We start from the raw sequence: 644 nt of genomic DNA, 5'->3' as shown, positions 1-644 counted from the left end.
TCGGCAGCATCGGCGCAAATTGACGCAAGGGTACTTGGGAAATCCGCAACGGCCATCCTGCGGTTCAGGGTCTTCGAAGCAATGGCGGCGTCCACCTGGTTCGGCACCATTTGCATGGCATTCTGCCACATACTAGGTGTTTGATCCCGGACTTTAATGGCGCATCATTGCCGTCCGAATCAAAGGATGCGCTATGGGACAGGTTCTACACCGCCGCGCCACGACGACAGAGGCAGTCCGTCGAGCGATACAGCATAGTGAAGAGAGCCTGAGAGCGCTGGCCAAGCGCTACGGCATCGATCAGAAGACCGTTAGAAAGTGGAGGAACCGGACCTCGACCGCCGATCTTCCCACCGGCCCGAAGAAACCAAGATCGACGGTGCTGTCGCTCGAAGAGGAAGCGGTGATCGTCGCCTTTCGCAAGCACACGTTGCTGGCGCTGGATGATTGCCTCTATGCCCTACAGCCCTCGATCCCGCATCTGACGCGCTCGTCGTTGCATCGCTGCCTTCAGCGCCATGGCATTTCGCGGCTGCCGCAGGACGCCGACAAGCCGGCCAGGAAGAAGCGGCAGAGATCATCGAGCGAATGGGTCTTGCGGCTCGTGCCATAGCTCGCCGCCGCGCGGAGGAAGCGCTTATCGA

Annotated in this window: 1 pseudogene; it reads left to right on the top strand. The window is 60.1% G+C overall.

The features are described from left to right. Positions 1-193: 193 nt before the first annotated feature. Positions 194-568: pseudogene (locus AC0L2A_RS36305) on the top strand (transposase family protein); the annotation flags it as partial. Positions 569-644 lie beyond the last annotated feature (76 nt).

This window comes from Mesorhizobium sp. WSM4844 (assembly GCF_055811775.1).
The sequence above is the reverse complement of the archived record's forward strand: the minus strand, read 5'-3'. Positions and strand labels throughout refer to the sequence as shown.